This is a genomic window from Bacillus sp. S2(2024) (genome assembly GCF_050474045.1).
Lineage (GTDB): Bacteria > Bacillota > Bacilli > Bacillales > Bacillaceae_G > Bacillus_A > Bacillus_A yunxiaonensis.
Window position 1 is genome coordinate 918223 of the sequence record NZ_JBFLUS010000003.1, and the last position, 13772, is coordinate 931994.

The following is a 13772-nucleotide window of genomic DNA, read 5'->3' on the forward strand; positions in this document are numbered from 1 at the left end:
GATTTTATGAATACATTAGAACAATACCCGTCAGTATTAGATGTTGTACATATCCAAGAAATATTAGGAATTGGAAGAAGACAAGCTTATGAATTGGTTAACTCTGGAGATTTTCATATAGTTCGTATAGGAAGAAGAATTAAAGTATTAAAGACGGTCTTTATATCCTGGTTAGAAGGTAGCGATGTAAAGGAGGGAAATTAATTGGCTGGTTCTGTAAAAAAGGATGGTAACACCTGGTATTATGTACTAGAACTAGGGAAAGTCAACGGAAAGAGAAGGCAAAAAAAGAAGAGAGGCTTTAAAACAAAAAAAGAAGCACAAAATGCCCTGACTGAAGCAGAACACGCTCTTTTAAAAGATGGTACATTTAGTGAACCCTCTAAAATGTTGTATAAAGATTATTTAAATAGTTGGCTTGATGATAAGAAAATACTTATAAAAGAATCTACTTTTAAAACTTATAGTTGGTTAATAGATAAGTATATTATTCCTAACCTAGGAAATATAGAGATTTCTAGAATAAGACCTATTGATATCCAAAAATTGTATAATGAGATTATAAATAATGATTTATTATCACGGGAGAATGTACAAAAAATACATTCTTTAATAAATGATTCTCTAAAAAAGGCAGAAAGGTGGGGTTTAATAAAACGTAATGTTGCTTCTTTAGTTGATAGGCCTAAAGCATATAAAAGTGAATTAAAAGTTTGGGATCTAGGAGAGGTTAAAAGTTTTCTAAAGGTAGCAGAAAGTAGTAGATATTATATAGCATTCCTTTTGGCGCTTACTACAGGAATGCGGCAAGGTGAGATATTAGCTCTAAGATGGAAAGATATTGATTTTAATAATAATACACTTTCAATTAAGCAGACTTTAAATCATGCAGGGAACAAAATAATACCAGGAGCAAAAACAAAATCTGGACAAAGAAGTATCGCTTTACCTAATGAAACGACAAATTCCTTAGTAAAGCATAAAGAGACTATTGAGAATGAGAAAAGAGTAGGAGGAATTTTATATACAGATTATGACCTTGTTGTATGCACAAGTATTGGGACACCATGTTTACCTAGAAATTTATTAAGATCTTTTTATAGCTTAATAGAGAAGATAAATGTAACAAAGATTAGATTTCACGATTTAAGGCATACGCATGCAACTTTGTTATTAAAAGAAGGTATTCATCCTAAAGTAGTGGCAGAACGACTTGGACATTCGAATATACGTGTCACATTAGATACTTATAGTCATGTATTACCAGGTATGCAACTTGAGACTGCAAATAAAATAAATGATCTATTATTCTAAGTTATTGTACAGGAGGATGTTTGGAATGGAGAAAAATATTTTAAACGATTTATTAAAACAAAATACGCCAATTAATTTTATTGAAGACAAGGATATAAGGGTTGTTATTCAAGATGATGATATTCGAAATGAAGGATGGCAATCAGATATTAAGGCTATAAAACTTTTGATCGATGAGTTGCCTGTAGGGTTTATTCAAAAAGATACAGAAGACTTTTTAATTAATGAAAAAATCGCTTTTCTTTTACTTAATTCAATTGCTGAATTGTTGAAGGATAATGATTCTATTGGATTCTTGCGCAATAAAAGTAATATGGAAGTAATAAGCTACTTCATAGAATTAGCAAGTGATCAGAAATGGGAATCTAATCCGGCTTTTCAAGAGTTTATTTAAGAATAAAACGACGATTGAACAAAAGCATTAGAAGGAGATTATTGATGTCTTATTGCTATTGTACGAAGTGTGAGAGTGTTTATAGACGTGAAGATGTAAAAATGTGTTGTGGTAATAAAAATAATTTAATTGATTGGGAAGAATTTGCTTTTATTATGGGATATCCTTTATATCCTGTTAAGAAGAAATATGATTGGTTTCATTTGGATTTATATAAACGTTTAGATGCTAAATCTATGTATGATCTTAGAGCATATAGTCCTGAACTTTTTTATCATGAGTTTAATGGTTGGAAAGAGATTGAATTAAAAAAACAAAAATGATAAATGAGTATTAGAATTAACAACATAATAACGTAATGTAAAAATAAAAGGATTATAACTTAGAACAAAAGTCGTGGAATAAATATCCGAATTGTATCCTTTACGGAATGATTTAGGACAACGTCCTAAATCATTTTGTAGAGGGGAGCAAGCGAAGCGCGGTAGTGAATGCACACCTTTATGGTAGGGTGACCAATTTGTGACCAGAGAGTTTTTGATAGCCCTAGAATTGAGAAATACAAAATAAAAACTCCCTTGACTATCAAGGGGGTTTTTTATATGATCCCGACTGGGTTCGAACCAGCGACCTCCACCCTGTCAAGGTGGCGCTCTCCCTGCTGAGCTACGGGATCAGGAAATTTATATGTAATAAACTAGTATGCAATTAATTGTATACTAGTCTTATAGTAAAATCAAGTAATATATGTAATTATTTAAAATTTTTAGACTTTTTAGGGCGTAATGCGTGTTAATTTTTTGCTATTCTATTAATATATTATATAAACGAATGAATAATATTTCGTATAAAAATATATAAATGAAGGGGTATGTATGGTAAGAAAAAATTTTAAAATGTATGTGCCAAGATATAGAACGATTGCTATTAATGGAGCAGTTCTTGATGTAGATATAACCCATGAGGAATTTTCAGATGAGTTTATGAAATGGGTAGAATCAAAGAACTGGTCATTTATAGGGATAACAGATGAGACAACAGAAGAGGAAGCTGCTAAAAATTTTATGGATTTATTAGAAGATGAGAGAGATGAGGAGGAATAGTTCCTCCTTCTTTTTATGCCGTTTTTTCATGTGTTTTTTTGCAAAATTATGATATAGTGAAAGATAGTGAGTAAAAAATATATATTATTTTATTTAAATATTATTATTAAATAATTCATGTGTGCATATAAAGGGAGATGAAAAGGAGAGTTGTATGGATAATTTAAAGAAAATTTTGGCTTTAATTATTGCAAGCAGTTTATTTTTTATTGCCCCCGCTAAATTTTATGCAGAAACTCTACCAGTGCCGAATGTGTTTGGACAATATGCGGTTTCTGTTGATGCGAAGACAGGGGATGTTTTGTATGATAAAAACGCGCATCAGCATGCTTATCCAGCTAGTATAACGAAGGTATTGACAAGTATTTTATTGATGGAGCATACGAAGCCAGGAGAGCAAATTGCATTTTCTCCAAAAGCTCTTGAAGAAGAAAAAAGTAATTATCAAATTGAATTTCAAGCAGGAGAGACAGTAGATCGAGATACTGCACTTATGATTTTAATGGTGTTAAGTGCAAATGATATGGCATATGCGATTGCAGAGCATATTGCAGGAAATCCGGAAAATTTTGCGAAAATGATGAATGAGAAGGCACTGCAGCTGGGAGCAAAGGATAGTCATTTTGTTACGCCAAATGGTCTTCATGATCCAAATCATTATACAACACCTTATGATATGGCAATGATTACAAGAGGTGTGATGAAATATCCGGAAATTATAAAGGCAATGAATACGAAACGAACAACTGTTACAACGTCAAGACAAACAGCTTCTATTTTTAATAAAGGAAAATATTTTGAAAATCCATATTGTATTGGCGGGAAAACAGGTTTTACAAATGAAGCTCGTAATACGCTTGTAGAAATAAATGAAAAAGATGGAAATCGTATTATTAATGTTGTAATGGCTTCACAAAAGCCTGAAATTTACGAAGATATGAAACAAATTGCTGATTATGCTTTTCCGCAATTTGCAAAACAACAAGTACTTGATAAAAACAATTGGGTAAAGGAAATGCCTTACTTGAATAAGTCAGTAAACGGTGAATTAGAACGAAGCGTGGAACTTGTATTAAAGCAAGGTGAAGCCAAAAATGTACAAGCTGTTTTTAAGGAAAATCCTATTGATAAAGAAAAATTATATAAAACAGGTCTTCACCGCGGTGATGTTGTTGGAACGGTAGATATTAAAAAAAATAATGAAACGTTAGAGAGTATAAAGGTTCTTTCGAAAGAAGATGTTGCATTTGAGAAATCACAAGAAAGTAATATAACAAATTCAACTCCTTCATATGTACTTATGGCTGGAATTGGTGCAGGTATTCTTGCAATCATTAGTATTGGAGTATTTCTATGGAAGCGTAAAAAAAAGCAAGTATTGTCGCAGTAGAAATAGGCAAATAAATTTTGCCTATTTTTTTATTGCGGTTCTTTATTGTTCGTTATAATATAAAGATAAGTTCTCTTAAAAGAACGTTTAATTAAAATATTTTCACCTTTTGTATACATAGAGACTAAGGAAAGGAAAGAGACACATGAAATTAGTTTGGAAAATTATTAGTAATATTATTTCTTTTGCTTTATTCGCTATTATGGTTTGTTTAGCGTTTGTTGTTATTTCATCAAAGGCAAGTGGCGGCGATCCAACAGTAATGGGATACCAGTTTAAGACAGTATTATCAGGATCGATGGAACCTACGTTTTTAACAGGATCTATTATCGCAATTGAGCCAACAAAAGATGGTTCAAAATATAAAAAAGGCGATGTTATCACGTTTAAAGAAAAAGACAACAAGCTGATTACTCACCGTATTATTGATGTGCAAAATGTAAATGGAAAAGTGTCCTACCAAACAAAAGGGGACAACAACAATGGTCCTGATTTACAGCCGGTTCTTGCTGAAAATGTAGTTGGAAAATATGCAGATATAACAGTTCCATATGTTGGATATTTATTAAACTATGCAAACTCTAAAGCGGGAGCAGCATTGTTATTAATTATTCCAGGTGTCTTATTGTTAGGTTATTCTGCAATTTCCATTTTTGGAGCGATACGTAGTATAGACTCTGAAAAGAAAAGGAAGGCTTCTGATGTAGGAGAATCTGTATAAAGTGAAATTACCATCAGTGGGGGTTTTTCATCCCCCACTAATGGTAAAGAAAGATAAGAAAAAAGAAATGAGACTATCTTTGTTAGATAGTCTCATTTCTTTATATGGAACAAAAATGTTCTTTGTAAGTTTTGGTGTTATTTCGTGTAAAAATATCATTTATATAGAAACTATACTTTTTGTCAATTGTGTTATGTAAATTTTGTTGAGAAATAATTTACAAATATGTAATATATTTTATTTATATTTATATTTGCTTTTTATGATTTATTCATTATAATGTAATTACATGTTCTTTATAAAGAACACAAATGCACGTAATGGGAGATGTACCTACACAACCTTAGAAAAGTAAAGAAGAAGCACCAACTGCTAAAGAAATAAAGTAGTAACACATACGTCGGTTATACCTTCTACATACGTAGAGGTTAACATATAAAAATATTTTAGGGGGAATCTGGAATGAGTCTTAAGAAAAAGTTAGGCATGGGAGTAGCGTCAGCAGCATTAGGGTTATCTTTAATCGGTGGAGGAACATTTGCATTCTTTAGTGACAAAGAAGTATCGAACAATACGTTTGCAGCCGGTACGCTTGATTTAGCAGCAAATCCAACAACAGTTGTAGATGTAAGCAATCTTAAACCAGGTGATACAATTAAACGTGATTTTAAACTGGAAAATAAGGGTTCTTTAGATATTAAAAAAGTACTACTTAAAACAGATTATACTGTAACAGATGCAAAGGGAGACAATAAAGAAGACTTTGGTAAATATATTAAAGTTGTTTTCTTGAAAAATGTGGACAAACATGAAACAGTCGTGAAAGAAACAACTTTAGATAAATTAAAAAATGATACACTTACAGCAGTAGATAATGATCTTATTGCTTGGATCTATGATGAGAAAGGTATTTCTGCGGGGAAATCTGATCAATTGACTGTGAAATTTGAATTTGTTGATAATGGTAAGGAGCAAAATGAATTCCAAGGTGATAAACTTCAATTGAAGTGGACATTTGATGCACAGCAAAATGCTGGTGAAGAAAGATAAGAAAAAAGAAACGAGACTATCTTTGTTAGATAGTCTCGTTCTTCATAAAGAACAAAAAATTCATATGAAATTCTGTGGTTATTTTGTGTAAGATTGTCATTTATGTTGAAGTTATTCTTTTTTTTGATTGTATTATGTAAATTATTTCGTGAATATTTTGTAAGAATTTAATATTTTGTCTTTCGATTTATATTTTCTTTTTTTATTCCATTTACTATAATATGATTATAAGTTCTTTATAAAGAATTAAAATGCACGTAATGGGAGATGTGACTATGAAAAAATCCTCAAAGAAAGTAAGAAATATGCTCATATTACCGTGTATATGTTCTATGGCTTTTTATATGGGATCTCAAGTAGTAACGTATACAGAAGCATCTTTTGCGAGTCAACAAACAGTAGAAGCAACTCTATCATCCGCAACAGTTTTTCCAAAAACTATTGAAAAATTAACAGAAGAAGCAGGACAACATAGAGAAGCTATTTTGAATCATTACAATGTAATAAGTAGTGGGGAAAACTCAACTGTAAATGTTACAGAATTAGAAGGTGTGCTTGCTGCATGGAAACAGCATCGCGAAGCAATCCAGGCAGAAATAGGGGCACTGGCAAACATTTATACAGAGATTGAATTGTATTACAACAAAGTGGCAGAAGAGGTACAAGCTGACAACAAGGAATCCACACAAGTGGTATTCAAATATGTGCAAGACGGGTTTACAACAATTCAAAATATTTGCAGTGATGTGGATAAACAAGTGGTTTTACAAAAAATTGATGAACATATTCAAGCATTAGAAAAACAAATTGATGAAGAAAAAACGAAACCAGCAAACAAAGCACAGAAACAACAACCTACAGAATCTCCAACTTCTTCTCAGCAAGAACAACAACCTCCAAAACAAGAAGAGAACAAACAGGAAAATAAGGAAAATGCAGATCAGCCTATAATACAAACCCCATCAGATAATCAAGTACCTACACAGCCCGAGAAAAGTGAACAAGAAGCATCAACTACTTTAGAAACAAAGTAGTAATGTATACTTTGGTTATATCTTCTGCATATAAGTAGAGGTTAACATAAAAAATATATTTCAGGGTGAATCTGGAAAGGGTTTTAAGAAAAAGTCAGGTACCTTAGATCTTAATGTTGATCTAAAGACAATTATTAACGTTGACAACATTAAGCTTGGCGATACAATGGTGAGATATTTCTTATTAAAGAATGATGGTTCATTAGATATTAAAACTGTTAAATTATTAACAGATTATAAGGTTATTAATGCAAAAAAAGATAACACTGATGTTTTTGGTAAGTATATTAAAGTAAAATTCATATGGAAGCGGGACAAATTTAGTAATGAAGCTTTGGAAACGACGACACATGGTGGGGCTGGTACAGGCAATTTATCAGAAAACCCGCCAAATTCAAATATGAATTATGGAATGTTACCACGTACGGGCGTTCGGGCGTTGATTATATGAATACAATTTTAATTGGGATCGGAATGATGCTTATTGGGGTATTTGTATACCAAAAGCGGGAGAAACGATCATAAAGAGAAAGGTTAAGGCACCTCTTATTTGCTATATTAAATAAGAAGTGCCTTAACCTTTATTGTAGGAAATATTATATATGCATGAAAAAAAGAGAATTTCTAAGAAAAATAGCGAAAAGGAATGGAAAACAGGAGAAAATAAAATAAAAACAGAAAATTTGGAAGTTTTCGAGATTTTATTTCCGCGCTCGTTGTTCTTTATAATGAACTAGAGTAGTCTTATTAAAGAACATACATAGAGAGAAAGAGGAAGTATATTTACAAAAATCATGTCGCAATGAAGCAATTATTCTACTAGTTACATCTCTTATCTACATAAGGGTTAACTATAAAAAGAAAATTGGGGGAAATTAGAATGGGTCTTAAGAAAAAGTTAGGGATGGGAGTAGCATCAGCAGCATTAGGGTTATCTTTAATCGGTGGAGGAACATTTGCATTCTTTAGCGATAAAGAGGTATCAAATAATACATTTGCAGCAGGTACGTTAGATCTTTCTCTTAATCCAAAAACAATCATTGATATTAACAACTTAAAACCAGGCGATTACGCGAGAAAAGAATTTGTATTACAAAATAAAGGTTCATTAGCGATTAAAGATGTAAAGTTAGCAACTAAATATACAGTAGAAGATGCAAAAGGCGATAACAATGGTAAAGATCTTGGTGAGCACATTAAAGTAAAGTTTATCTGGAATTGGAATACACAAAGCGAACCAGTCTATGAAACAACGTTAGCTGAGTTACAAAAATTAGACCCAGATTTAGTGGCAAAAGATGTATTTGCACCAGAGTGGAGTAAAGAAGGTGGCCTTGCGGCAGGTAGCGAAGATTACTTATGGGTACAATTTGAGCTCGTAGATAATGGACAAGATCAAAATATCTTCCAAGGTGATAAATTAAATTTAGAATGGACATTTAATGCTTCACAAACTAATGGTGAAGAGAAGTAAGTAATATAACAAAAGCGGGGAGATCTTCCCCGCTTTTGTTATGCAAATAAAAGAGCCCCTTCATAGAAGGCACTCTTTTCACCGTACACTATTTTTGTTTTTGTTTCCACTTATTAAACTCTAAAAATTCGCGGAATTGTTCTTTTGAAACACCAGAATGCATAGCTTCTTTAACAAGGTTTATCCACTCTGAGTCCATTGCAGATTCTTCTGTTGGCTTATCATGAAGAAGTATATCAACAGGAACATGCAGAACATTTGAGATTTTTTCGAGAAATTGAATTGAAGGGTTTTTTTGTAAGTTCCGTTCGATAGAGCTAATATATGACTTTGCAACGCCTGCTTTTTCAGCAAGTTCTGTTAAGGAAATACCTCTTTGTAATCGCAGTCGTTTTATACGTTCTCCAATCATGTTAGCGCACCTTTCTTACTGTATGTAGTCGACTTAAGATGTAATTTATTATAACACATTTTTCTTTAAAAAGAACAATAATGATTATGATCTTTGATTTGCATGTTTCAAAAAATTCACGATTTCCTGGATATTAATATTCATATCTAAGGCCTCCACCAGTAAATCGATCCACTCTTGATCTAGTATTTCGTTTTCATTTGTTTGCAAACACAATTCCCCCTTAACATTTTCTATTTATATAAGGATATAAACATAAACAATTGCATAAACACTATTATAATATTAAAAGCTATAATTCTGTTAAGAAAATGTAAAATTTATGTATATTTTGAAAATTAATGAAATTAAACTTAGAATTTGCAATTCTATATAGAGATTTTAATAGGTTTATCAATATTTATCAATATTTTCTAAAAATATAGATAAATCCGTATATAAATGTATCTGGAATGAGGGATTTTTTCAAAAATATTACAAATTAAGACAATATATTGTAAATAGACGGAATATTTAATATTATCTAAATATTGAATCATAATTGATTTTAGGGAGGAAATAGGGATGAAGAAAAAGCCTTTTAAGGTGCTGTCTACGCTTGCGGCGGCAGCTGTGTTTAGTTGCACATTTGGTTTTGGAAGCCAATCTGCTTATGCGGCAACACCGTCTAATGTAATAACTTCTAGTCCAATCGACGATCATTTAATTCCAGAGGACAGATTGGCTGATGCATTAACGAAGCGTGGCGTAATTAGTGAATCGGCGTCGAAAGCAGACACGTTAAAAGCTGTTGAAAATTATGTAGAGAAAAAGAAGGGTGAAAAACCTGGAAAAGAACCAGCAGCGGGGGATAGTGTTACGAAAGAAGCCTCTGATTTTATGAAAAAAGTTAAAGATGCAAAGGCTGATACAAAAGAAAAGGCAAATGGACATGTCGGCGGTCCGGTAGCTGGACAAGCTGTTGGTAAAGCGGGACCAAACGGTAAAGTACCAACTACTTCAGCAAAACAAAAAGAATATAATGGACCTGTTCGCAAAGATAAAGTTCTTGTATTACTTGTAGAATATGCTGACTTTAAGCATAACAACATTGATCAAGAACCTGGTTATATGTATGCAAATGATTTTAATCAGGAACATTATCAAAAAATGTTATTTGGTGATGAACCGTTTACATTATTCGATGGTTCAAAAATTGAAACATTTAAGAAGTACTATGAAGAGCAATCAGGCGGCAGTTATACAGTAGATGGAACAGTAACGAAATGGTTAACAGTTCCAGGTAAAGCGGCAGATTATGGGGCAGATGCTGCAACTGGCGGTCATGATAATAAAGGACCAAAAGGACCACGCGATCTTGTAAAAGATGCATTAAAAGCAGCTGTAGATAGCGGTATTGACTTATCTCAATTCGATCAATTCGATCAATACGATTTAAATGGAGACGGAAATCAAAATGAGCCAGATGGTCTGATTGATCATTTAATGATTATTCATGCTGGAGTTGGTCAAGAAGCAGGTGGGGGGAAATTAGGTGACGATGCAATTTGGTCACATCGCTGGAACCTTGGAAAAGTATATCCAATTGATGGTACAAAAGCAAAAGTTAATAACTGGGGCGGTAAAATGGCTGCATACGATTACACAATCGAGCCGGAAGACGGAGCAGTTGGTGTATTCGCACATGAATATGGTCATGATTTAGGTCTTCCTGATGAGTATGATACACAATATACTGGTGCAGGTGAGCCAATTCAAGCTTGGTCTATTATGAGTGGCGGCAGCTGGGCTGGTAACATTGCAGGCACAGCACCAACAAGTTTCTCACCGCAAAACAAAGAGTTCTTTCAAAAGAACATTGGCGGTAACTGGGCAAATATCGTTGAAGTAGATTATGATAAGTTAAATAAAGGTATTGGTTTTGCGACATTCTTAGATCAAAGTGTAACGAAATCAGCTCGTCCTGGCCTGATTCGTGTTAACTTGCCAGATAAAGATGTAAAAGGTATTCAGCCTGCATTTGGCCAAAAATACTACTATAGTACAAAAGGCGATGATCTTCATACAACATTAGAAACACCTGTGTTTGATTTAACAAATGCAACAAATGCAAAATTTGATTACAAATCATTGTATGAAATTGAAGCTGGTTATGATTTCCTTGAAGTACATGCCGTTACAGAAGACGGTACAAAGACTTTAGTCGATAGAATTGGTGAAAAGAATGTTAAAAATGGTCTAGACACAACTGAGGGGAATTGGGTAGATAAGTCATATGATTTAAGCCAATTCAAAGGTAAAAAAGTAAAATTAGTATTCGAATATATTACAGATGGTGGTTTAGCTCCAAACGGCTTTACGTTAGATAATGCTACATTAACTGTGGATGGAAAAGTTGTATTCTCTGATGATGCAGAAGGTACACCACAATTTAAATTAAACGGTTTCGTTGTATCGAATGGTTTTGATAAGAAGAAACATAACTACTATTTAGAGTGGAGAAACTATGCTGGTGCGGATGAAGCGTTAAAATATGGCCGTGGTCCAGTATATAATACAGGACTTGTTGTATGGTATGCAGACACTAGCTTTACAGATAACTGGGTTGGTATTCACCCAGGTGAAGGATTCCTTGGTGTTGTTGACTCTCATCCAGAAGCAATTGTTGGAACATTAAACGGTAAACCAAGTGTTGCGAATAGCACACGATACCAAATTGCAGACGCTGCGTTCTCATTTAATCAAACACCGGCTTGGAAAGTTGTATCTCCAACACGCGGAACATTTGATTACAAAGGGTTACCAGGCGTAACGAAGTTTGATGATTCTAAATCGTATATGAACACGTTACTTCCAGATGCAGGACGTAAATTACCTCAGCTTGGATTGAAGTTTGAAGTAGTTGGACAAGCAGACGATAACTCTGCAGGTGCAATTCGTTTATACCGCTAATCATGTAGAAGCTGTTGAAAGGAATTCCTTTCAATAGCTTTTTTAATGGGTAAATATATTTTAAGTTATTCGTAAAGTAATATATAATAAAATTTTACATATTGTTTTATCTTGCTATTCGCGGACCCACCTCAAGATTGAGAGCGGTGAAGAAGATAAGTGGGGAATAACTGCCCGTAAAAGCCCGATTGGTGAGAGCTTTCCATCAGTGGAGGATGAAGAACCCCCACTGATGGAAGTTTTACTTTATCATTCCTTTCCTTAGAAATCTTGGTGGGGATAACTACTAGTATGTGCTTGATTGGTGCGACCTTTTCGTTAGTCAAAGATGAAAAAATTACTCATAGAATTTATATTTTTAATAGGAAGAAACAAGAAGATATTATAGAGTATGATGAAATAGAGAGGTGAATATTTATGGAGATTACATCGATTATAGAACGACAAAAAACGTACTTTTATAGCGGGAAAACAAGGGCAATCGATGAGAGAAAGAAACAGTTACAATCGCTATATGCAGGTATTCAGCGCTATGAGTCTGAAATTTTTCAAGCGTTAAAGCTTGATTTAAATAAATCAGAGCATGAATCGTATACAACAGAGATTGGGTACACATTAAAAGAAATTTCTTTTATGATAAAGAATCTTTCTAAATGGAGTAAACCAAGGCGAGTTAAAACAGCAATGACTCATATTGGATCAAAGGGAAAAATTATTCCTGAGCCATATGGTGTAACATTAGTGATTGCCCCATGGAATTATCCATTTCAACTTGCGCTTGCACCTTTAGTCGGAGCACTTGCAGCTGGAAACACAGTTGTATTAAAACCTTCAGAGCTAACGCCGAATGTCTCTAAGCTTATTGCGAAAATGTTAACGGAATTATTCCCATTAGAGCTTGTCGCTGTGGTAGAGGGTGATGTTGAAACGAGTACAGCTTTATTAAAGGAGCCGTTTGATTATATTTTCTTTACCGGGAGTGTCGGGGTTGGGAAAATTGTTATGGAGGCAGCTGCAAAGCAATTAACACCTCTTACACTTGAACTTGGTGGTAAAAGCCCTTGTATCGTACATAAAGATGCAAAGCTTGAAGTTACAGCGCGGCGGCTTGTATGGGGGAAATTTTTAAATGCAGGACAAACATGTGTTGCACCTGATTATGTATATGTTCATTCCTCTGTGAAAGAACAGTTTATAGAAGAAATGAGAAAGGCTGTGCGTGAACAATATGGAGAGCGGCCTTTGCAAAATGAAAAATATGTTCGTATTGTGAGTCAGCGTCATTTTGAAAGATTGTGTTCATTTTTGGAAGATGGGAAAGCTGTAATAGGCGGTAATTATGATAAAGATAAACTACTTATTGAACCTACAGTGCTTACAGGTGTGACATGGAAGCACACGGTAATGGAAGATGAGATTTTTGGGCCAATCTTACCACTGTTAGAATATGAACATATAGACGATGTTATTGCAACTGTTCAACGTCATCCGAAGCCGTTAGCATTATATGTTTTTGCAGAGAACCGAGATGTACAAAAGCAAGTGACGCAATCCATTTCTTATGGAGGCGGCTGTATTAATGATGTTGTGTATCATTTAGCGACTCCATATTTACCATTTGGTGGTGTTGGTTCAAGCGGATTGGGTAGTTACCACGGAGAGTATAGCTTTCAAACCTTTTCGCACTATAAAAGTGTTTTATCTCAATCGACAGTGTTTGACATGAAAATCCGCTATTCTTCTACAAAAAGTGCTTTAAAATTCATTCGAAAATTGTTAAAATAGTGATGGTATTTATCTATTAGCGTAGCTGTATGATAAACCCCCTTCGTAATTGAAGGGGTTTTTCTATTCAAAGTGTGTATTATATAAAGTGAAATTTTTATCGATAGGGAGTTCTCCCCATCTATTTTTTTGATTCCTTGAAA

At 33.6% G+C, this 13772-nt stretch carries 15 protein-coding genes and 1 tRNA gene; 13 read left to right on the forward strand and 3 right to left on the reverse strand.

Translation table 11 applies throughout. The features are described from left to right. The first annotated feature begins 6 nt into the window (after positions 1-6). Genes AB1284_RS04635 through AB1284_RS04650 form a run of 4 tightly spaced genes read left to right on the forward strand, consistent with a single transcriptional unit; the run spans position 7 to position 2031 of the window. On the forward strand, positions 7-204 hold the full coding sequence (locus AB1284_RS04635; protein ID WP_327922114.1) for a helix-turn-helix domain-containing protein: 198 nt from the start codon (positions 7-9) through the stop codon (positions 202-204). Further along, complete coding sequence (locus AB1284_RS04640; protein WP_429751269.1) at positions 205-1314, forward strand: tyrosine-type recombinase/integrase; 1110 nt, start codon at positions 205-207, stop codon at positions 1312-1314. It abuts the gene before it with no gap. Between the two features lie 25 nt (positions 1315-1339). Then, complete coding sequence (locus AB1284_RS04645) at positions 1340-1708, forward strand: hypothetical protein (RefSeq protein WP_429751268.1); 369 nt, start codon at positions 1340-1342, stop codon at positions 1706-1708. A 44-nt stretch (positions 1709-1752) separates the two neighbouring features. After that, positions 1753-2031 (forward strand): aldehyde dehydrogenase, encoded by a 279-nt coding sequence (locus AB1284_RS04650; protein ID WP_429751266.1) that lies wholly within the window; start codon positions 1753-1755, stop codon positions 2029-2031. A 280-nt stretch (positions 2032-2311) separates the two neighbouring features. Here AB1284_RS04650 and AB1284_RS04655 read toward each other — a convergent pair. Next, positions 2312-2384: transfer RNA gene (locus AB1284_RS04655), tRNA-Val, on the reverse strand. Between the two features lie 199 nt (positions 2385-2583). On the opposite strand from AB1284_RS04655, the gene AB1284_RS04660 reads away from it, so the two are divergent. The 7 genes from AB1284_RS04660 (at position 2584) to calY (ending at position 8480) form a co-directional block, all read left to right on the forward strand. Then, a complete protein-coding gene (locus AB1284_RS04660) occupies positions 2584-2811 on the forward strand; it encodes a hypothetical protein (protein ID WP_429751264.1) in 228 nt (75 codons plus the stop codon). A 154-nt stretch (positions 2812-2965) separates the two neighbouring features. Continuing rightward, on the forward strand, positions 2966-4201 hold the full coding sequence (locus AB1284_RS04665) for a D-alanyl-D-alanine carboxypeptidase family protein (protein ID WP_429751262.1): 1236 nt from the start codon (positions 2966-2968) through the stop codon (positions 4199-4201). 145 nt (positions 4202-4346) lie between these two features. Next, the gene (gene sipW, locus AB1284_RS04670) at positions 4347-4922 is read left to right on the forward strand and encodes a signal peptidase I SipW (protein ID WP_429751260.1); all 576 of its coding nucleotides are present in this window, start codon (positions 4347-4349) and stop codon (positions 4920-4922) included. A gap of 462 nt (positions 4923-5384) precedes the next feature. Next, positions 5385-5972 (forward strand): TasA family protein, encoded by a 588-nt coding sequence (locus tag AB1284_RS04675; RefSeq protein ID WP_429751258.1) that lies wholly within the window; start codon positions 5385-5387, stop codon positions 5970-5972. A 275-nt stretch (positions 5973-6247) separates the two neighbouring features. Beyond that, complete coding sequence (locus AB1284_RS04680; RefSeq protein WP_429751256.1) at positions 6248-7006, forward strand: DUF4047 domain-containing protein; 759 nt, start codon at positions 6248-6250, stop codon at positions 7004-7006. Between the two features lie 55 nt (positions 7007-7061). Next, the gene (locus tag AB1284_RS04685; protein ID WP_429761867.1) at positions 7062-7457 is read left to right on the forward strand and encodes a TasA family protein; all 396 of its coding nucleotides are present in this window, start codon (positions 7062-7064) and stop codon (positions 7455-7457) included. Positions 7458-7886: 429 nt separating this feature from the next. Beyond that, the gene (calY, locus tag AB1284_RS04690) at positions 7887-8480 is read left to right on the forward strand and encodes a biofilm matrix protein CalY (RefSeq protein WP_429751255.1); all 594 of its coding nucleotides are present in this window, start codon (positions 7887-7889) and stop codon (positions 8478-8480) included. Between the two features lie 88 nt (positions 8481-8568). Here calY and AB1284_RS04695 read toward each other — a convergent pair whose 3' ends face one another. After that, entirely contained in the window at positions 8569-8892 is a 324-nt protein-coding gene (locus tag AB1284_RS04695; RefSeq protein WP_429751253.1) for a helix-turn-helix domain-containing protein, read from the reverse strand. Between the two features lie 84 nt (positions 8893-8976). Continuing rightward, positions 8977-9102, reverse strand: coding sequence for an anti-repressor SinI family protein (locus tag AB1284_RS04700; protein WP_429751252.1), 126 nt, complete (start codon positions 9100-9102; stop codon positions 8977-8979). Between the two features lie 354 nt (positions 9103-9456). Between AB1284_RS04700 and AB1284_RS04705 the strand changes: the two genes are divergently transcribed. After that, positions 9457-11844 carry an immune inhibitor A domain-containing protein gene (locus tag AB1284_RS04705; protein ID WP_429751250.1) on the forward strand — a complete coding sequence of 796 codons (2388 nt, stop codon included), beginning with the start codon at positions 9457-9459 and terminating at the stop codon, positions 11842-11844. Between the two features lie 417 nt (positions 11845-12261). Continuing rightward, positions 12262-13629 carry an aldehyde dehydrogenase gene (locus AB1284_RS04710; protein WP_429751249.1) on the forward strand — a complete coding sequence of 456 codons (1368 nt, stop codon included), beginning with the start codon at positions 12262-12264 and terminating at the stop codon, positions 13627-13629. Positions 13630-13772: the final 143 nt, after the last annotated feature.

What these genes read in the sequence shown, in the direction of transcription:
- AB1284_RS04635 (WP_327922114.1), top strand. Translation starts at nt 7, where the DNA reads ATGAATACATTAGAACAATACCCGTCAGTATTAGATGTTGTACATATC.
- AB1284_RS04645 (WP_429751268.1), top strand. Translation starts at nt 1,340, where the DNA reads ATGGAGAAAAATATTTTAAACGATTTATTAAAACAAAATACGCCAATT.
- AB1284_RS04650 (WP_429751266.1), top strand. Translation starts at nt 1,753, where the DNA reads ATGTCTTATTGCTATTGTACGAAGTGTGAGAGTGTTTATAGACGTGAA.
- AB1284_RS04660 (WP_429751264.1), top strand. Translation starts at nt 2,584, where the DNA reads ATGGTAAGAAAAAATTTTAAAATGTATGTGCCAAGATATAGAACGATT.
- AB1284_RS04665 (WP_429751262.1), top strand. Translation starts at nt 2,966, where the DNA reads ATGGATAATTTAAAGAAAATTTTGGCTTTAATTATTGCAAGCAGTTTA.
- sipW (WP_429751260.1), top strand. Translation starts at nt 4,347, where the DNA reads ATGAAATTAGTTTGGAAAATTATTAGTAATATTATTTCTTTTGCTTTA.
- AB1284_RS04675 (WP_429751258.1), top strand. Translation starts at nt 5,385, where the DNA reads ATGAGTCTTAAGAAAAAGTTAGGCATGGGAGTAGCGTCAGCAGCATTA.
- AB1284_RS04680 (WP_429751256.1), top strand. Translation starts at nt 6,248, where the DNA reads ATGAAAAAATCCTCAAAGAAAGTAAGAAATATGCTCATATTACCGTGT.
- calY (WP_429751255.1), top strand. Translation starts at nt 7,887, where the DNA reads ATGGGTCTTAAGAAAAAGTTAGGGATGGGAGTAGCATCAGCAGCATTA.
- AB1284_RS04695 (WP_429751253.1), bottom strand. Translation starts at nt 8,892, where the DNA reads ATGATTGGAGAACGTATAAAACGACTGCGATTACAAAGAGGTATTTCC.
- AB1284_RS04705 (WP_429751250.1), top strand. Translation starts at nt 9,457, where the DNA reads ATGAAGAAAAAGCCTTTTAAGGTGCTGTCTACGCTTGCGGCGGCAGCT.
- AB1284_RS04710 (WP_429751249.1), top strand. Translation starts at nt 12,262, where the DNA reads ATGGAGATTACATCGATTATAGAACGACAAAAAACGTACTTTTATAGC.